The sequence below is a fragment of the Labrys sp. F242 genome, assembly GCF_057813875.1.
Genome location: NZ_JBVASG010000008.1, coordinates 204,701 through 223,370, shown reverse-complemented (window position 1 = coordinate 223,370; position 18,670 = coordinate 204,701). Strand labels below are relative to the sequence as shown.

General features: G+C 60.3%; 17 protein-coding genes. 5 read left to right on the top strand and 12 right to left on the bottom strand.

What is annotated here, in order from left to right:
• Positions 1–37: 37 nt before the first annotated feature.
• The 3 genes from ACZYTC_RS32255 to ACZYTC_RS32245 all read left to right on the top strand — a co-directional run bounded on the left by ACZYTC_RS32255 (position 38) and on the right by ACZYTC_RS32245 (position 1,233).
• Entirely contained in the window at positions 38–184 is a 147-nt protein-coding gene (locus ACZYTC_RS32255; protein WP_434960606.1) for a hypothetical protein, read from the top strand.
• A 263-nt stretch (positions 185–447) separates the two neighbouring features.
• On the top strand, positions 448–660 hold the full coding sequence (locus tag ACZYTC_RS32250) for a hypothetical protein (RefSeq protein ID WP_434960605.1): 213 nt from the start codon (positions 448–450) through the stop codon (positions 658–660).
• A 210-nt stretch (positions 661–870) separates the two neighbouring features.
• Complete coding sequence (locus ACZYTC_RS32245; protein ID WP_441770615.1) at positions 871–1,233, top strand: hypothetical protein; 363 nt, start codon at positions 871–873, stop codon at positions 1,231–1,233.
• Positions 1,234–1,381: 148 nt separating this feature from the next.
• Here ACZYTC_RS32245 and ACZYTC_RS32240 read toward each other — a convergent pair whose 3' ends face one another.
• Complete coding sequence (locus ACZYTC_RS32240) at positions 1,382–1,897, bottom strand: L,D-transpeptidase family protein (protein ID WP_441770614.1); 516 nt, start codon at positions 1,895–1,897, stop codon at positions 1,382–1,384.
• A 91-nt stretch (positions 1,898–1,988) separates the two neighbouring features.
• Complete coding sequence (gene lysA / locus ACZYTC_RS32235; protein WP_441770613.1) at positions 1,989–3,314, bottom strand: diaminopimelate decarboxylase; 1,326 nt, start codon at positions 3,312–3,314, stop codon at positions 1,989–1,991.
• 128 nt (positions 3,315–3,442) lie between these two features.
• Here lysA and ACZYTC_RS32230 point away from each other — a divergent pair, with 128 nt between their 5' ends.
• A complete protein-coding gene (locus ACZYTC_RS32230) occupies positions 3,443–4,363 on the top strand; it encodes a LysR family transcriptional regulator (RefSeq protein WP_441770612.1) in 921 nt (306 codons plus the stop codon).
• 324 nt (positions 4,364–4,687) lie between these two features.
• Positions 4,688–5,671, top strand: coding sequence for a polysaccharide deacetylase family protein (locus tag ACZYTC_RS32225; RefSeq protein WP_441770611.1), 984 nt, complete (start codon positions 4,688–4,690; stop codon positions 5,669–5,671).
• 132 nt (positions 5,672–5,803) lie between these two features.
• Here ACZYTC_RS32225 and ACZYTC_RS32220 read toward each other — a convergent pair whose 3' ends face one another.
• The 10 genes from ACZYTC_RS32220 to tssB form a co-directional block, all read right to left on the bottom strand.
• The gene (locus ACZYTC_RS32220; RefSeq protein ID WP_434960599.1) at positions 5,804–6,640 is read right to left on the bottom strand and encodes a peptidoglycan-binding domain-containing protein; all 837 of its coding nucleotides are present in this window, start codon (positions 6,638–6,640) and stop codon (positions 5,804–5,806) included.
• Between the two features lie 79 nt (positions 6,641–6,719).
• Complete coding sequence (locus ACZYTC_RS32215) at positions 6,720–7,559, bottom strand: hypothetical protein (RefSeq protein ID WP_441770610.1); 840 nt, start codon at positions 7,557–7,559, stop codon at positions 6,720–6,722.
• Between the two features lie 191 nt (positions 7,560–7,750).
• On the bottom strand, positions 7,751–9,175 hold the full coding sequence (locus ACZYTC_RS32210) for a peptidoglycan-binding domain-containing protein (RefSeq protein WP_434960597.1): 1,425 nt from the start codon (positions 9,173–9,175) through the stop codon (positions 7,751–7,753).
• 148 nt (positions 9,176–9,323) lie between these two features.
• Positions 9,324–11,957 (bottom strand): type VI secretion system ATPase TssH, encoded by a 2,634-nt coding sequence (gene tssH / locus ACZYTC_RS32205; protein ID WP_441770609.1) that lies wholly within the window; start codon positions 11,955–11,957, stop codon positions 9,324–9,326.
• Between the two features lie 5 nt (positions 11,958–11,962).
• Positions 11,963–12,991 (bottom strand): type VI secretion system baseplate subunit TssG, encoded by a 1,029-nt coding sequence (gene tssG, locus ACZYTC_RS32200; protein WP_441770608.1) that lies wholly within the window; start codon positions 12,989–12,991, stop codon positions 11,963–11,965.
• A complete protein-coding gene (tssF, locus tag ACZYTC_RS32195; RefSeq protein WP_434960594.1) occupies positions 12,988–14,952 on the bottom strand; it encodes a type VI secretion system baseplate subunit TssF in 1,965 nt (654 codons plus the stop codon). Before tssF ends, tssG begins: the two co-directional genes overlap by 4 nt.
• A gap of 4 nt (positions 14,953–14,956) precedes the next feature.
• Positions 14,957–15,511: a type VI secretion system baseplate subunit TssE gene (locus ACZYTC_RS32190; protein WP_434960593.1), complete on the bottom strand. Its 555-nt coding sequence runs from the start codon at positions 15,509–15,511 to the stop codon at positions 14,957–14,959.
• 236 nt (positions 15,512–15,747) lie between these two features.
• Positions 15,748–16,236, bottom strand: coding sequence for an Hcp family type VI secretion system effector (locus ACZYTC_RS32185; RefSeq protein WP_434960592.1), 489 nt, complete (start codon positions 16,234–16,236; stop codon positions 15,748–15,750).
• A 119-nt stretch (positions 16,237–16,355) separates the two neighbouring features.
• Positions 16,356–17,849, bottom strand: coding sequence for a type VI secretion system contractile sheath large subunit (gene tssC / locus ACZYTC_RS32180; RefSeq protein WP_434960591.1), 1,494 nt, complete (start codon positions 17,847–17,849; stop codon positions 16,356–16,358).
• Positions 17,850–17,903: 54 nt separating this feature from the next.
• Positions 17,904–18,422, bottom strand: a complete 519-nt coding sequence (gene tssB, locus ACZYTC_RS32175) for a type VI secretion system contractile sheath small subunit (RefSeq protein ID WP_434960590.1) — start codon at positions 18,420–18,422, stop codon at positions 17,904–17,906.
• Positions 18,423–18,670 lie beyond the last annotated feature (248 nt).

Here is an 18,670-nt window from a genome sequence, read left to right as displayed (position 1 = left end):
CGTTGATGTCCCGTAGTCGATCGCGTCGGGAGATTTCATGAGCCGCAACACCCTCATTTTGCTGATTGTCGTAATCGTGGCGGCTGCCGGTATTGGCGCCTACATCTACCATGAGCAAAACAAGAATACCGTTGAAATTACTATTGGCGGCCAGGGCGTCAAAGTTAAGGGGCCCTCCGATTGAGCGGCACGCGTCGCGTTTGAGCCTGAGAGGCCGCAGCCGTGATGAGACACCCGGCACCGTTGCATCAGTGCACATCCCTATGCCGAAGGTAATGCGAGGATTGCGTCCTGCGTCCGGAACATTGTTCGGTAAGGATGGTTAGCAAGGCCATATCGAGTCCGTCCCCGCGACTTGCGAGGACGACAAATACGACAGGACCTTTGCAAGTGACTTCCCCGCACAAACCTCTTAGTCTGTTGGCAGGCGACCGAGGAAACCGCTCCTTGACGTTCTTCGGCTCGAGCAAGTTGCCCCCGACCAACGGCGAGATGAGCAGTTCAGTGGACAACGATCAGAAGAGTGACAAGGCCAGATCCACAGACAAGGAAGTGGCACGCATTCTGGCCCGCGTCGAGCGGGAACCCATTCCGCAGCGTCTGCTGGAACTTGCCTTCAAGCTGCAAAGGGCTCTGAGGGACGCCAAGAAGGCTGGCTAGAGCGCGTGGGATTAGAGAGCCGACCAGCGTTCAGTTGCGAACGTGGCCTGGAACCAAGCCGCCTCGAGTGCGGTGGGGAATCCTCCATGCCGGGCCGCTCGCAACATATTCCGATCCACAAAATTGCCACCTGACGGGCAAACGATCGAACGCTTCTTGTGCGAGACTTGACGAAGATGATCCCTGACCATCTTCCGGAAAGGAGACATCATGTACAAGCTTCTGCCCGCAACGCTCGCACCGATCGTCCTGGCTGCCGGCATTGCCACCAGCCTGGCCCAACCCGCGACCAATCCGCCGGATTCGCCCGATGACGGCGTTATCGAGCGGGCTCCCGGCGAGATCAGAACGGTGACGGTCTCCACTCTTGACGAGCTGTCGATTCCTCAGCGGGTCATGGTCAATCAGCAGATTGCCCAAACAGGCCCGAACGAGCTGCAGCGCATGAGGAAGGTCATCGCCGATACACCCCGCCTGCAAGCCGCGCTAGAAGATCATGGCGCGGCGGCGTCCTCGGTGATCGCGATGACATTCGATGACACGAACGAGGTGACGCTGGTTATCGCCTCGTAAATGGCCTTGGTCCACGGCATGTTTGCCCTGGTTTTCGAGATCTCGGTTGTCCTGTCTGAACACTCGGGCACCGCAGACTGAACCGAGGTCTGATTGATCTTTGCGCCTTTGGCTCGGACAATGTGGCGCTGATTTGCCAGCTCCTTTGTCAGTTGTCTGCCTGGAAACAGAGCCGCGTTCCAGGTCTCGCCATTGCGAGGAATGCCAGCAGATCTTCTCGCCTCATCGAGGCGCAGCCCGCGGTCGGGCCGTATCCCTCGCTGGCAATATGAAGGAAGATCGCACTGCCTTCGCCGGGAACGATCGGCGCATCGTTCTGACCGAGAACCACGACGATGTCGTAAAGATCGTCGTGGCGCCACATCTCTTCGTGGCTGGCGTCGAACGGGAGCCGGACCGGGCGGTTATAGTCGGGATGATCGGGCGCGTCGCACCAGCCGTCCTGCGGATCGATGGCCGTCGTTTCGAAAACGGATACCGGGGCGGCCGGGAATTTATCGGCGCGATAAAGCACCCGGCGGATCGGCCAGCAGCCGACCGGGCTGACGCCGTCGCCCTCGGTCTTCTCTCGGCGGATGCCGCTGCGACCGACAGCCGCGCGCCAGACCTGGTCTGCATAGACAGCCTGCCAGCTTTCGCCACTGCGCTTCACGATCAAGTCCAAACGCGCCTCCTTCAAGATACAAGCGGGAAATGGCAGCTGACGACCCCACCACCCTCGACCAGGAAACACCACGCCGACACGATCGGCGACCTTATCCTGCCTGGGTGGTATTCTGCCATGGCCCGGCCTGCTCATGGGCCAAGACATCCGAAATGTCGACCCTGCGCCGGATGAGCCTGAACACTTCGCCGTCGATCAGAACCTCGGGTACCATATCGCGTGAATTATAGGTCGAAGACATCGAAGCGCCATAGGCTCCGGCATTGTCGAATACCACAAGGTCACCGCTCTGGATCTGCCCCAGCGTCCGGTATTTGCCGAAGACATCGGAGCTTTCGCAAATTGGACCGACAAGAAGGCTCGGCCGTGCATCCGCATCGGCCCGCGGATCGTGTACCGTCAGTGCAGGATGGCGAGCATCGTACAATGCCGGCCGCATGAGATCATTCATCGCGGCATCCAGAACGACGATGGAAACGCCCGCTCCATCCTTGACGTAGAGAACCTCGGTAACCAGCGCCCCAGCCCTGCCAACGAGCCAACGGCCCGGCTCGACATTGAGCGCGCAACCCAGGCCAGCCACCGTCTGCTTGATGATCGCGGCATATTCAGCAAGATCGGGGCCATCGCATACGTCGTCCCCGATGCCCAGCCCTCCGCCCAGATCCAAACGCTCGACCGACAGGCCTCTGGAACGCAGATCACGCACGAGTTCAGCCATGACAGTCCAGGCGTCGCGGAAGGGAGAGAGATCAAGGATCTGCGAGCCGATATGCACGGCCAGCCCCACCATATGCAGCTCGGCGCGGGAAGAGGCTGCGGCATAAAGGGCCGGGATGTCATCGATGGCAATGCCGAACTTGCTATCTTTTCTGGCTGTCGTGATCTTGGCGTGGGTCATGGCATCGACGTCGGGATTGACGCGCAACGCCACGGGCGCACGCAGGCCCATTTCACGCGCGACCGAGGCTACGGCTTCAAGCTCGGCAGGGCTTTCGACATTGATCTGATGCAAACCAGCGGCCAGCGCCTGGCGGATTTCCGCACGGGTCTTGCCCACCCCCGAGAAGATGATGCGGGAGGCAGGAACCCCGGCAGCCAATGCCCGCGTCAGCTCACCCCCGGAAACGATATCCATTCCGCACCCGAGCTGGGCGAATTCCTTCAGGACGCTCAGGTTTCCGTTGGCCTTGACTGCGAAACAGACACGCGCTCCCAAGGGCGCAATCGCCTCGGACAACTCGGCATAGGCCTGTCGCAGCGTCGAGGCGGAATAGCAGTAAAATGGCGTGCCTACCGTCCTGGCGATATCGCTCAGCGCGACACTTTCGCCATACAGCGCGCCGTCTCGCCGGGCGAGCCAACGCGGTGGCCTGTCGGTGGTGGCAGGAGGAGCGATCTCAATAATATCGGTCATGATGGCGCGCAGCACTCTGTTCGTGTCGCGAAGCCATTACAAATCGCCACCGGATTGTGAAATGCTTCATTCGCACCCCTTATTCATTCTCGATATATAGATATCGGTCGGGGACAATGGGGTGGAACATGAATTTGAGCCTGCGCCAGATCGATATCTTCAATGCGGTCATGGTCAATAAGAGCGTTACCGCTGCCGCGGCGCGGCTGGGTAGCTCACAACCGACCCTCAGCCGTGAAATCCGTGAAATGGAGCAACGTATCGGCTTCGACCTGTTTCAGCGTTTCGGCAAAAGGCTGACACCGACCGAACAGGCAATCCTGCTGCATGAAGTCGTCTTGCGTTCCTTTATCGGGCTTGACGAAATCAACCGTGCCGCTTCCGCGATCCGAACCCGCAACGCGGCGAATTTCCGCATCGCCAGCATTCCAGCCTATGCGGAATCCATCATTCCCCGCGCAATCCGGCTCCTTGTGAAAACCCGTCCCCCTGTCCATTTCTCGATCCATTCGCATGAGGAACATTCGCTGCGCCACGAGATGACAACACAGGTTTTCGATCTTGGCCTGGCCGAAAATCTATTTGGCCCCGAAGGGGCGACGACCGAGACCATCCCGGTAGGGGATATGGTCTGCGTTCTGCCGAACAATCATGCACTGGCAATGCATGAGGCGCTTTCGCCGACGGATTTCTCCGGGCAGCCCTTTATCTATTTCGGTCAGAACGATCCCTATCGCCACAAGCTTGACCATGTCTTCCTCGCTGGTGGCGTAGCCCGCAACTATGCCGCGGAGACGACCACGGCCGCCAGTGTTTGCGCAATGGTAGCGGCGGGAGTCGGAGTTTCTGTCATCAATCCCTTGACGGCTGCCAGCTACACGGGTCGTGACGTGATGTTCCGCCGCCTGACGGTTTCGGTACCCTACAGCCTGTCAGTCTGGCGTCCGATACGCAGCAAGCGCGCCGTCCAGGCTGAAAAATTCGTCGCCGCCCTGCGCCAGACCTCCACTGAAATGTCGGTAGAGCTGCAACGGATTTTGGGACCCTAGATGTGGTCTCGCGGTGCAAAAATGCGAATTGGCTTTGAGGATTGACGGCTTCCTCTTCAGGTCCCACATGCCCGGCAGCCTCGCCGATAGTCGGCAAGATCGGCCTTCGGAAAGCGGGGATAGTGCCGGGCCATTCTTATCGGGCCGACGGCGCGATGGCCGTATCCGTGATTGCCACGCCTGGGGCCGGTTCCTGCACCCTGCAGACCGCGCATGTTTTGTGGCCGTGCCATGACAAACGGAATCATGGCTGTGGCTTTTTCCCTCGAAAGGCCTTTTGATCGATCCGCGAGGTCTTATGCCAAGAGGCAATGAAAATGCCTCTTGGTTCCGTCCCACGATTTTCGCCAGATCTTTGATTGGGTGTCGAAAATCGTGAAGTTGTTCAAGTCTTGTATGTGTCGGAATGGTCGAGACTTGGTATTGGTGAGGTTCAAGGCAGTGTCACGTATCTGGAAGGGCAGTTCGAAGCAAAGGCATGGCAAAAGCCCGCACCGGATATGCATAGGCATGCTGACTTTCCTCGCGGCCTTGTCATGGATATTGCCGAGCCGCCCCGCCTTTGCCGGTCATCAGAGGCATGAAACACAGGCCCTGATACCTTGCGTGGCGCTAACCTTCGATGACGGGCCGGACGCGACGTTGACACCTCACCTTCTCGATATTCTGGCACGTGAGAAGGTGCACGCGACATTCTTCGTGGTCGGCAAACGACTGGCTTACTCGCCCGGCCTGGTACGACGCATGTTTCTTGAAGGCCATGAGATTGGCAACCACACGTTCGACCACCGGGCGCTCACCGAACTGACAGATGGCGAAGCCATCGCCGAAGTGGAAATGACGGACGAAGCCATCATGGCGGAAACGGGCCATAGGCCCGATGTTCTGCGCCCACCTTGGGGTAAGATCGATGCTCGTATCGAGACCGCATTGCGTGGCGCTGGCCTATGGCGCCAAATAGTCTTCTGGAACTTCGACTCCTTCGATTGGCTGGACGACGAAGCGCCCCTGACCAAGCTGATCGGCGCCGGTGCACCGGCAGGTGCTGTCATCTTGATGCATGATATCCATGCCAGCACCATCGAGGCCGTGCCAGACATCATCCACACCCTCAAAATGCGAGGCTTCCGGTTTGCCACGGTTGGTCAACTGCAGGCATGTCGGCACGGGACCGACCCCGCCACCGTATCGGCAGCGCCTTTTGTGCGGCCTGCACCGTCTCATGACTGGTCGCATGGCGCCTTCGCCCATGTCATGGATAGCATCGCCCCCTTGGAGGAATATCTCGCTCATCGGCTCGGCTCCTGATCGAGAGGCTCCAGATCCTCCCATCCGCCCGTCGCCTGGGAGCCTTGAGGGATATTGTCATGGTGCCGCTTCCAGAGCGGCGGGCCGTTGAAGGCGCCGTGCACACCGTCACCCTCGTTCCACTCACATGCATCAAACCGCGCGGCAAACCGGTGAGCTGCGGATTTGCTTTAGCTGCTTTTCGGTCAGTGCCAATGGCGTCGGCCCGTTGCTCGATGTTGCGAACATCAGGTTGCGCGTGCTGCCCGAATGCACGGGTGAGAAAGAACTCGTCAGCATGACGTGGCCGATCTCGTGCGCCGGATCCCAACGCGAGCAATCATGCGTGACGGCGCAGGCTGGCTTGCCGATGGCATGGCCGCCGCAGCCCAGCACGTTATTCTCCTGGAACCTGTTGACGAAGAACAGCTTCACGTCGCTGACGGGAACCGGGGTTCCAAGAGCGTGAAGCTCTGCGAACTCGCCCGAATCCATCTGCCAGGTGCAGTTCTGACCCACCACGTTGAAGCGGTTCTCTTCCTCCTGCGTCAGGCCGAGCGACTCGCCGGAGGCGAAGAAGATCTCGATGCCATATTGGGCGTAGACGGCCTGGGCACTCGACAGGATGCGCTCGAACGGCACGTCGCTCAGGGCCAGCGAACGGAAATGCACTTTCACACGGTGCTTGAATCCGCCAATCTGCTTGTCGATCTCGCGGATGGTCGCCTGCCCCAGCTTGCCATCGTCGACGAGAGGCGGGTTGCGCCGCTGGAACGCCTTCACCACCGATTCCGTCTCGATGCCGTAGACCCCGTCGGGGCTGTAATCCTGGCTCTGGGTCGAGACCGGCATGGCGAAGCCGAGATCGATCAAGGCCATCTGCAGGAGATGGACATGACGGCCGGACATGCCGCGCAACAGAACGTCGTTGCCGGCCTCGATGCGCTGCAGAGAGGGTTCATTCTTGAAACGAACTGATGTCAAAGCCATGATGGCTTTCCTTTTCGCTGTCTTCTTGACGATGTTTCCGAATAATTCCAAGCACTATCCAGGTCTTCGATATGGAAGATCATGACCATCCATGCGGCTCTTCATCATTTGGGCGCTTGAATATGTATCTGAAGGAATCAACCGGCTTGACGTTGCTTCTGGCTGCCCAACCGATGCCATAGGCCTTTTCCGGCCCCTGGATGATGGAATAGGCCTTCGCTTCCTTCGAATAGTGGACTTCCTCGCCGCCATACCAGCCCCATTCGACCAGTTGGATGTTCGCTGTCGAACCGCTGACGGTGCAGGAGTCGATCAGGGCGATATGCTCATAGGGTGAGGCCGCACAATGGGTGACGACCACATCGCCCTGCTGGATATCCCCGATCCTGGTCCGGCGCCGGGCGGTCGAGGCATAGGCATCGATGGAGGCAGAGGGGCTGCCGCCATAATAGTTGCCGACCAGCCCGTTGCAGTCGAGCGTGATGAAATCCGTCGCATAGGCCTGGGCCGTCGCCCGGGCGCAGGGCTGTCCCGCAACATCCTTGCCAGTGCCGATACGGCCGATCGCATAAGCGAGGCGGAGCGTATCGATGATCTCGTCGGGGCTGCCCTTGCCGACAAAGGCCTGGATGAAGGTGGTGGCGTAGAAGTCCTCGGTCGGCTGGATCAGGCCGAGCGGCTGCTGGTCGAAGAAGAACTTGGTCCCGCACGGCTTGTTGACATTGCCATGGTGAGCCATTCGGAGCGCCGCCGCGAAGGCCGCGTGCTCGCGCTGCATCACCTGGCCGGTGCCGGCTTTGCCGTTTCGGAAGTCCCAGCCCGAGCCATACATGCTGATGCCGGCCGAGATCAGCTCATTGTTGAGCGGGCTGTAGAACTTCAGATAGGTGTATCGGTCCAGATATTCTTTTGGTGTCACATTGTCTCCTCCGCCTTCGATGACCGAAGAAATACTTCCAACTCACCGACAGACGATCGAATAGATTTATCGATGTCTTATATTACGTGTCCAGCACCAGCCGAACATCCTACAAAGACAGGAGACGATGCAGATCCAAATCCGAGACTACCCCTGAGCATGACGCCACGATACATTGCAACCTTAACGCTTTACGGCGTTTCGGTGACTGCCTGCGGCTGATTGATCAGCGTGCGAAAGTCGGGAACGGCGCTCCCGCCTGCAAGGCCAAGTTTCATGTCCTTGCGAACGAATTTGTGAGGCACGGTTTGGGCAGGAGGAAAGTAGGCGACGTTAATCGTGAAGCCGATCACCTTCGTGTTGAAGAATGTCGCGATGGACTTGACGAAGCTCTTAAGCTGACCGGTATGGCAGGCATAAAGAACGATTATTGCGTTCTCGGCGAAACGAGTACGAATTTCTGCCACTGTTACTTTTTTCTTTTGGTTTCCGGAACCAATCTCGAAGAATACGCCGGGCTGATTGAGATTGTTCATGCTCGTCGGGTCCATGGCCGTCAGATTGTCCCCAGAGCTGTTGGTATTGATCATGACGTCTGCCCGCCCGACGGTACGTCGTTGGATCTGGCCGCTAAAACCAATAAGATCCTTATTGGCGTGCGTGAAAAGGTTAAGGCGGCTGATACTGCCGGGTGGCTGGATGAAAATGGCACCCAGCATGTTGCCGAATGTGGGCGTGACTGCGACTGTCCCGCCTGGGATGGCTGAGAAATCAAGCGTGCCGGGCTCCCAGCGATTGGCCGCCAACTCCTGCAGGAGATCGTCATCGCTCATCGCGGTGTCCCACTCGAATTGCCCGACCAGATTCAGTTCCTTGGCGCCGCCGGACGGGGGCACGCCGACCTTCACCTGAAGAAAGGCCTGACCACCCATGCTCGGAAAGCTAGCGATCAGATTTGCGCCCGAGGCCATGGCCATGACCGTCGCCGTGCCGGCTTCGACGGTACTGACAATTTGAAAAAGCTGTGGGGTTCGGCGCACTTCCATCCCCCCCACCGGCCCGGCCATGGTTCCATCAGAATCCCGAAGGGTGGCGATATCGCTGTCGATCATCACTCTGCCGCCAACGGCGTTCAGGACCTCGAAGCTCCCGACGCCGTAGGGCGGAATTTCCAACCTGGCAGCTGAACCAGAAAGGCTCTCGATGCGACCGGCAGAAGCACTGGAATTTTGAACGAATGCCACCTTCGACTGGGCAGACCTAATCGAAAACTGAGATATGGGCTTGATCTGAACCGGGGCGGGCGGGACAGATTCTCGTTTCAATATCTCCACATCGAGACTCGCCATCGTCATTTTGCCAACGATGTTGTCGGCCTGTGTCTGATAGCTCGGATTGATAATGTTCCGTTTCCGCTTGTAGGCGAGCACCGCCGCAGCGGTCTTCGGCCCATATTGTCCGTCCGGCGTGATGGTCGCGCCATCCAGCTCGATCAGGGCTTGCTGAATTTTCCTGACATGATCTCCCACAGCGCCGGGCATGATATGGGCGGGGTCGGAAATGGCTGCGGCTTCAAGTTTCTGATCGCCGCGAAAGAGCTGTGATTGAAGAGGCATGGGGTAATCCTCATTCTGGTGCCAGAAGTCCTTGGAACGTTCTCGTTTGAGCCAGGCGGGATTTCCTCAAAACGCACCTTTTCCTCTAACTCTTTGTTTTAGATTACCTTCTTGATCGGCATACCCGTCTATCACTCTGGAAAATGCCCTAGCTCACCGCATAGGCAAACGCGCCATCCTCCACCCCCACCCACGCTTCCTCGATCTGCTTTCCTGCGATCGCCTTGCCGAGAATCTGCTGCGACAGCGCCGGCAGCAGCGTGTTGGTGACAATGTTGTCGACCATGCGCCCGCCGGAGTCCGGGTCGTTGCATTGGGAAACGATCTTCTCCACCACGGCATCGTCGTAGCTGAAACGGGCGCCGTGATTGTCACGAATACGCTTGCCGATGCGGTCGAGCTGCAGCCGCACGATGGCGCCCAGCATGTCGCCCGACAGCGGGTAATAGGGGATGGTGACGATGCGCCCCAGCAGCGCCGGCGGGAAGACCTGCAACAGATGCGGCTTGAGATCCACCGCCAGCGCCTCGGGTTCCGGCTTTTCCGAACCATTTGCCGCGGCATCCATGATCATGTCGGTGCCGGCATTGGTGGTGAGGATGATCAGCGTGTTCCTGAAATCGATGCGCCGGCCCGAGCCATCCTCCATCACGCCCTTGTCGAAGACCTGGAAGAAGATCTCGTGCACGTCGGGATGGGCTTTCTCCACTTCGTCGAGCAGCACCACGCTATAGGGCCGGCGGCGCACGGCCTCGGTGAGTCGGCCGCCTTCGCCATAGCCGACATAACCGGGTGGCGCGCCCTTCAGGGTGGAGACTGTATGCGCCTCCTGGAATTCCGACATGTTGATGGTGATCATGTTCTGCTCGCCGCCATAGAGCGCCTCGGCGAGCGCAAGCGCCGTCTCGGTCTTGCCGACGCCGGAGGGGCCGGCGAGCATGAAGACACCGATAGGCTTGTCGGGATTGTCGAGCTTGGCGCGGTTGGTCTGGATGCGCCGGGCGATCATCTTCAGGCCGTGATCCTGGCCGACCACGCGTTTGGCCAGAATCTCGCCGAGGTTGAGGATGGTTTCGACTTCGTCCTTCACCATGCGGCCGACCGGAATGCCGGTCCAGTCCGAGACCACCGAGGCCACGGGCTGCTCGTCGACATAGGGGTAGACCATGCGCTTTTCGGGATCGATCGCGGCGAGGTCCGCCATGATCCTGGTAAGCTTCTCGCGGGCAACCTCCACCCCCTCGCCGCCTTCGACGATATCGCGGCGCGCGGCCATCAGGTCGGCGACGATGGCCTTCTCCTCGCCCCAGGCCTGCTCTAGCGCTACCAGCTTCTCCTTGGTGGCGACGATGAGCTGCGTCACCTCACCGATACGCTTCTCGTCGGCATTGCCGACATCACGCTCACGCTCCAAGGCCTTCAGCTCGCGCTCGCTCGCCTCGATGGCGACGCGCACATCCTCGACGGCGGCCGGCGTCGCGTTCTGCGAGACCGCCACGCGCGCGGCGGCGGTGTCGAGCAGGCTAACCGCCTTGTCCGGCAGTTGGCGCGAAGGAATGTAACGGCTTGACAGCTTGACGGCGGCGACGACAGCGGCTTCAGAAATGTGGACGTTGTGGTGCTTTTCCATCGGCGCCAGCAGGCCGCGCATCATGTTGCAGCACTGCTCGATGCCGGGCTCGCCGACATTGATCGGCTGGAAGCGGCGGGTCAGCGCCGGGTCCTTCTCGATATGCTGGCGGTATTCCGACCAGGTCGTCGCTGCGATCGTCCTGAGCGTGCCCCGGGCCAAAGCAGGCTTGAGCAGATTGGCGGCGTCCCCCGTGCCGGCTGCGCCGCCGGCGCCGATCAGCGTATGCGCCTCGTCGATGAACAGGATGATCGGCGTCACCGAGGCCTGGACCTGGTCGATCACGGAGCGCAGACGCTGCTCGAACTCGCCTTTCATCGAGGCACCGGCCTGCATCAGGCCGATATCGAGCGCGTAGAGCTTGTTGCCCTTGAGCGGTGGCGGCACGTCGCCGGCCGCGATGCGTTGCGCAAAGCCTTCGACCACCGCCGTCTTGCCGACGCCGGCCTCGCCTGTCAGGATGGGATTGTTCTGCCGCCGCCGCATCAGCACGTCGATGACCTGGCGGATCTCTTCGTCGCGACCGACGATGGGATCCATCGTGCCGCTGGCGGCACGCTCGGTCAGATCGACGGCATAGCGATCGAGCGCAGCGGTACCCTTGGAGGCAGGGCCCCCTTCGCCGCCCGCCCCCTTCGCGACGGGGCCCGAGCCATCCATCGGACGCATATTCTCCTCGGCCGATTGCTGCCAGATCTTGCGGTGCTCATTGGTGAGCCGCTCGACATCGATCAGGCGGAACTGCTTGGAGAGACCATTGAGCGTGCGCACCAGGCGCGGCTCCTTCAGGATGGCGGTGAGCACATGTCCGGTCCGCACCTGGGTTTCGCCAAACATCAGCGTGGCGTAGTTCCAGCCCTGGCTGAGTGCATCGAAAATATCGTCGGAAAAGCCCGGCAGTTCGGTCTTGTTCATGGCAAAGCCGGCGGTGACGGCGCTGAGATCGGCCAGCAGCCGGCCACCGTCGAGCTTGAAATGGGCCACCGTCAAGGCAAGATCACTGCGGTCGGCCTGCAGCACCGCTTGCAGCCAATGCGCCAGTTCCAGATTGCGGTTGCCCGCGCCCTGGGCCAGGCGGAAGGCCTGCATGAAGCTGTCATAGCCGAGCGGATTGAGTTTGCCGGTGAGGACTTCAAGGCTGACGTCGGCCATGGCAACTACCCCTTGCTCGGTTTGCGGCGGCGCTCGGCGCGGATCTCGGCCGGATGGAAATGGCAGTCCCAGCGCATGCGGTCGGATACGGCGTCGGGGCCCCCTTCCCTGCCCATCCAGCAGGTCCATCCCAGGCGGCCGAAACCGCCGAGCTGAGCGGGTTTGGTCTTGCTTTCCGCCAGGCCGAACTCGACGTCGTAGATGAAGGCTTCACCAAGATAGAAGCGGATGATATCCGCCAGCGGTTCAAAATGAAGGCCGTCGGGCAGGAAGGTCTCCAACTCGTCGAGATCGGCGACTTCCAGCCTGATGCGAAACTTGTCTCTGAGGCTGTAAGCTGAGCGGCCGATGATGCTGTCGACACCGAGCGCGCAACTGCCGGCCGCCAGCACCGCCTGCTCGCGCTCCTCGAGCGGCAGCCAGACTCCGACGAATTCCTGCACCTCGACTTTGGCGTCGAACAGCCAGCCGAGCATGCCCTCAATGCGCGAGGCGCTCTTGACCGCCGGGGCCATCAGGCCGGCCAGCGCCAGCTTGGAGAAATCATGGAGCCGGCCGCGCCCGCGCATGGCTGGCGTGCCGATGCCGATCATGGCGCCGAGATAGGTAAGGAACTGGTTTTCGTCCGGCCGGTCCGCCTGCACTGCCGGCCGGGCATTGGCCCAGGCCCGGAAGAACAATTGCTGGAAGCGGTTGTTGAAGATATCGAGGAAGCGCGCGAAGGCCACCTCGCGCATATTGGCCCAATGGGTCGCTTCATAACTGGTGTGCAGCGGCAGCGCGCCCTGCGGCCCCAGCATACCAAGGAAGCGGCTTTCCACTTCGGCAGGACCGCCTTCCGAAGCGCCGATGCGACTGACATTGGCGTCGGAAAAATCGATATGGGGCTGCTGGCCCAGCTTCGCCACGGCCTCGGCCGAGGAGGCGCTTTCGCCGATGCGCGGCTTGGTGCCCGCCAGATGTTCGAGGCGACGCATGAGGTCGAGGAAATCGTAGTTCCCCGGTTCATGCGGAAGGGAGGCAGGCCCACTCATAGCTGGGTCCGCCGCCCGAGCTGTGCCGGCCAGCGCATGATCTCACCGCGTTCGGTCGAGCGGATGACCGTCTCGACCACGTTGTTCAGGCCGACATATTCGGTAAGAAAGCGATCGAGGATGGCGCCGAGCACAAAGATGCCACTGCCCTCGAAATGTTTCTCGTCGAGTGTCACCGTGACTTCCAGCCCGCGTACGACGCCCGCGCCGGTACGTTGACGGATGCGCCGGGTGATCGGCTTGCTGTCGACGGCGAGGATGCCCTGGATGCGCCTCTCGATAGCGGCGCTGCCGCGAGTGGCGAAGAGCGAGAGGATTTCGCGTAGCGATGCCGCCGAATCCCGCGTGCCATAGCCGGAGAGCCCGAAATGATTGAGGCTCAGCATGCTGATCAGCCGCCAGGCCGAGGTGCCGCCCGCGCCATGCTGGCCGCGCGCCTCGGGATCGGTCGCGATGGAATCGCGCGGCAGGGTCGGCCCGACCACGCAATCGACCCTCAACGTGGTCCTGTCTTCAAGAATGAAGTCGGCGCCCCCCTGCCCGATAGGCAGATGCTCGGTGAGGTGGCGGTTCGAACACAGAGCCCGCAGGCTGAGCTCGGCGACATGGAGGCCATCCGCCCTGTCGCGATGGTTGGTGAGCGTAACGAACATGTCGCTGCCGACATATTGTGTCGGCTGGGCATTGCGCCGCTCCTCCTGCGAGCGACGGCGCGGCAGGCGCCGCACGGTATAGAACATCGTCTCGGTGGTGGAGACACCGAGCGGGGGCGCGGCATAGAGTGGAAACACCTCCATCTTGTCGCTACTGCCGGTGACGTGGGCATGCATCCTGATTAGGCGGTGGGCTTCGAAATCGAGATGGCGCGAACGATCGGTGACGATGTGATATTCGTGCTCATTGTCTCTTATCGGCACGCGCGCCAGCTGCATCTCGAAGAGATTGGAGGCGGAGGCCGCGTATAGGGCAAAGCTGTCGGCCCTCACCACCGATTGCAGCCGGCTGTCTCCCTGCGCGAAAGCGATGACGATGTCGCAGCGATTGGTCCTGATCGCCGACAGGATAGGCTTGAGATTGCTTAGCTTGAAGCCGAGGAACTTCGCCGGCAGCACGAAATATTCGCGCAGGAGATCAAAACCCCTGAACACCCGCCGATCGGAAGGAAACAGCGGCTCGTCGGGAGCAAAGCCGATCTGGGTCAGACAGCTCTTGGGCAGCGGCACGATGATGGGGTCGCCGGCCTCATCGAGATAGCGAAAATAGATGCCGGTGGCGGCGCCGAAGAGCTGCTCATAGAGCCTGACCGCATCGCCCTCATGGCCAATGAGATGGAAGGTCAGCTCATCGGTCCGGCAATTGGCAAACCAGCAGTCGGGCCGCTGTGCCACCTGCTTGTCGGCGGGCTCGGTAAGGCGATCGGCCGCGGAGCGCCGCAACAGGGAAAGCCGCAAGCCCGCTTGGCTGGTCGGGCTCGCTTCGATGCCGAGCGCCTGCAACGTCGCCGGCCCGCTCAGGAATTCGGCTTGGCCGAGTTCGAACGGCCATAACGTGATCTCGCTGGCGAGGCGGTATTTACAGGCAATGCGGCGTTCCCGCTCGACGAAGCGCGCATCGGCATAGCAGCCGGCGGCGATCTTCATGCCGTCCTTGAGATTGGGATCGCCATAGGGCGGTTCCACTCGCAGCAGCGCCGCCGACGGTACCGGTGCCAGATAATCGGGCAGAAGCTGGTCGAGTAAATTGTCGGTGAACTCGGCATATTCATGCTTGAGCTTGAGCTGTACGCGGGAGGCCAGATAAGCGGTACCTTCGAGCAGCCCCGCGATCATCGGATCCGTGTTGTTCTCTAAAAGCCCGCCCAGGCGCTCGGCTACGCCGGGAAATTCGACCGCGAACTGCTTGGCTTCCTCCTTGAGAATACCAAGCTCGCGATTGTAGAGTTCGAGGAATTCACGGTTCATGGCGTCACAATCCGAAGACTCTGATCTTGCCGCTCTCGACCTCGACATCCGCCACGAACTCTACCGGAATATCGGCGGGCGTCGACACCATTTCGGCGCTGATATGAAGCTTCAGCTGTCCGGAAGCGCTGTCGTCGAGCGGTTCACTGGTTATGACCACCGAGCCCGGCACCAGCCGGCAATCATAAAGTTCCAGCCTCTGTTTGAGGAGATAGGCAACCCGCTGCGCCGCTTCCGGGCTGGCAACGATCGCGGTCAGATCCGGCACGCCGAAATTGAGGATCGAGGCGGCCACGGCGTCGCAGCCGTTGAGGTCCTCGATCGCCGCCAGCTCGACAGTGTTGAGCAAGGAGGCAAGATCTTCGCCGAGTTCAGAGCGCAGCACGACCTCCCCAACCGCCGAACGCGGCGAGGTACGCCGACCGGCAATGACGCGCTCGCCCGCATCGTTGCGGGTGTCGATGGGCTTGGCGGCATCGCGCAGGCGGAAGGCCTCCCGAAAGGCATGCATGATGGGAGGAACGAAACGATCGCTCTTGGCGGCTCGGGAACGGGTCACATCGATTTCCACGCTCTGGAGCGTTTTGCGATTTGACGAAATCGGCAAGAATCGCAAAGGCGCTCTAGCCAATCCTTTGGATTGGCTTGGAAACAAAGAGTTAGAGTAAAGAAGCGTTCACACGTAACCGCGCTTTGCTCTAGAGGCTGTTATGGGCCGTGGTTGAGGAACAGTCCTTGCAGAGGCGAGCGGCCGTCACGCCTGTACGGCCGCCCGGTCCCTGATTGGATCAAGAATTAAGAATCCTTGCCCGTGGCGACGTTGAAGGTGAACTCGATCGGGCCGCCATCGGCAGCGCCGCTCTTGTCCTGGGGCTGGTACTCGTCGTGAATTTGTTCATAGGTGACGGAGAAGCTCTCCATCCCGCCGCCATCCGATCCGCCGCTCTTCTGATAGCTGGTAATGAAGCAATTGGTGAGCGTGACGGTGATATAAGTGAGCTTGTCCTCACCAGCCGCCTTGCGCGCGACGAGCTTCACCTCGTCGATATGATTGCCGAAGGCGCAATATTGGAAGATCGTCGCCGAAGCCTTATCCACGGCCTTGGTGCAATGCAGGTCCTGCAGGACCGACTTGCCCTTGCCGCCGCCAGTGCCGCTGCCGAAGGTCGAGGAGTTGGAGCCGCCGATGCTCCAGCTCAGCAGCTCCATATAGCCATCGAGGCCATCCTGCTGGGTTTCGCCCGTGATACCTTTGATATTCAGTAGTGCGTCAGATTGTGCCATTTTGCTCTCCTGTGCGTTGGATGATCGGCCTTTGTTGCGATGCGCATGGCCGTTCCACACGGACATGAGTCATCGTTCGCTCGTCGGAGCGTTGGCGCAGGCCGGCTTCTTTCCTTTGGTTACCTCTGGCTACCGGGCAGTCTCGAGACGAGGCTGATACCGATATCCATTCCTTCGAGCTGGTAGTGCGGCCGCAGATAGAACCTTGCGCCGTAATAGCCGGGGTTCTCTTCGTCGGGGAACACATCGACCTTGGCCGCGGCCAGCGGTCTCTTGGCCTTGATCGCCTCGGTCGAATTCTTGGGATCGCCATCGACATAGCGATTGATCCAGGTCTGCAGCCATTTCTGCAGTTGGTCCTGCTCCATCGTGGCGCCGATCTTGTCCCGCACCATGCATTTTAGATAATGCGCAAAGCGCGAGACCGCGAACATGTAAGGCAGGCGGGCCGAAAGGTTTTCGGAGGCCGTCGCCTCATCCGTATCCATCTTCCTGGGCTTGTAGAGCGACTGCGCGCCGATGAAGGCTGCCTTGTCGGTGTTCTTGCGATGGATCAGCGGCAGCACGCCCGATTTAGACAGCTCCGCCTCGCGCCGATCGCTGATGGCGATCTCGGTGGGGCATTTAAGGTCGACGCCGCCATCGTCGGTGGGAAAGGTGTGCGTGGGCAGGTTGACGACTTCGCCGCCCGACTGCACGCCGCGAATACGCACCGTCCAGCCATATTCCTTGAAAGCGCGGTTGACATTCACAGCCATGGCATAGGCGGCGTTCATCCAGGCATATTTGGTGCCGTGATGGCCGTCCGTATTTTCTTCGAAGGCGAATTCCTCCACCGGCTCCGACTTCGCACCATAGGGTTGGCGCGAGAGCACACGCGGCATGCACAGGCCGACATAGCGTGAATCGGGCTGGTCACGCAGCGAGCGGAAGGCGGCATAGTCGGGCGTATCGAAGATCTTGCCGATGTCGCGCGGATTGGAGAGTTCGTTCCAGCTATCCATGCCGAACAAGGCCGGATTGGCCGCCGCGAAGAAGGGCGCATGCGCCGAGGCCGCGATCTTGCTGATGTCGCGCAGCAGTTGCACGTCGGGCGGTGAATGGTCGAAATAATAGTCGCCGATCAGGGCGCCATAGGGGTCGCCGCCCAGCTGTCCGTACTCGGCCTCGTAGAGCTTCTTGAAAATCGGGCTCTGGTCCCAGCGGGCGCCAGGATAGACCTTGAATTCGCGGAAAAGCTCCTCCTTCGACACGTTCATGAAGCGGATCTTCAGCGTGGTGTCGGTTTCGGAATTAAAGACGAGATAATTGAGGCCGCGCCAAGCACTCTCCAATTTCTGGAACTCGGGCGCGTGGATGACTTCGTTGAGCTGGATCGAGAGCTGCTCGTCCAGCTTGGCGATCATTGACTCGATGGTATCAAGGACATCTTCCTTGACCAGCGAGGTATCTTCGAGCGCCTGGCGGACCAGGGTATTGACGGCGTTTTCGACCTCGCTGGCTGCGCTGTCGTTGCGCGGTTTGAAGCTCTTGCGCAGCAGGCTGGAGAAGGTCTCCAGATCACGGGTTTCGGTCGCGGGAAGGGTCTGTGGGGTAGCAGTTGTTTCGGCCATATGGCTGAACTCCTGACTTGATCTTCTGGCTTGGTCTACTGGCGGGAGCCGTGGTCAGTTCTCTTCAGGCTTGGCCTGCTCGCTATTGTCCTTGAGCAGCCGCATGAGTTCGGGATCCTTCAACAGGGCCTTGATCTGATCCTCGGCCGCAACCTTGCCGTCCATGTAGCGCTGCAGATTGGCGAGTTGCTCGCGCGCCTTCAGCAGTTTCGCCAGCGCCGGCACCTTGCGGACGACCTCGGCCGGGTTGAAGTCGGTCATTTTCTCGAAATCGAGCTTGATCGACATCTTCTCGTCGCCCTTGGCGTTGCCGAGCCGATTGGTCACCTTGAAGGCAACGCCGGGCTTGATGGCCTTCATTCGGTCATCGAAATTGTCCATGTCGATGTCGAGATATTTGCGCTCGGCGATCGGCGCCTTCTCGACCTCGGATGCATTGCCGGACAGATCCGACATAACCGCCGTTACAAAAGGAATCTCGACGAGTTTTTCCGCATTATAGGGATCTTCATACTGAATCTGAACCCGCGGCGGGCGGTTGCGCTTGATGAACTTCTGTCCGCTGTCAACCATGACTTTGCCTCTTTCCTCGACACTGCGGTGGGAGTTCCCGCCCACCGAAGGAAGCCGGCGGAAAAGTTCCAACCATCGCACTTGAATTCATTGAGGTTGGTGAGCGCCGGCCCAGCGGGCGGTGTCATCCCCCTTGCGAAACCAATCTTGCGCCAAACCCCCTCCCCCGTAATCCCCTATTTGGGGGGCCGGCGCCGAGCCCCCTCTGTCGAATACTGTGATCGATGGCACATACCGGCTCTCTCAAA